This is a genomic window from Anoxynatronum sibiricum (assembly GCF_039414295.1).
GTDB lineage: Bacteria > Bacillota > Clostridia > Peptostreptococcales > Tindalliaceae > Anoxynatronum > Anoxynatronum sibiricum.
This window is the reverse complement of record NZ_JBCITM010000097.1, coordinates 1-255: the sequence shown is the minus strand read 5'-3', so window position 1 is coordinate 255 and position 255 is coordinate 1. Positions and strand designations below refer to the sequence as shown.

Sequence of the window (255 nt, the reverse complement as noted above, 5' to 3'; positions counted from 1 at the left end):
GGTCCCGGCGCAACATACTGGTGCCAGTACCACGGGTTGAAACCATTGAAAAATTAAACAATACCCTACTGGCCGGCTGCCTGGAGTACCGTCATCATCAAATACAGGGCAGAAGCCAAACCGTAGGTCAGCAGTCAGAAACAGACTGCTTTGCGCTTCACCGACTCCCAGCCTATGTTTTTGATACCAGTAAAAGTGTACCAGCACGTGTATATGATGACAGTACTGTCCAGTTTGACCGAAACCGTTACTCAG

Annotated in this window: 1 pseudogene; it reads left to right on the top strand. The window is 49.0% G+C overall.

The window, feature by feature from the left end:
* Window positions 1-255: pseudogene (locus AAIG11_RS18125) on the top strand (IS21 family transposase); the annotation flags it as partial.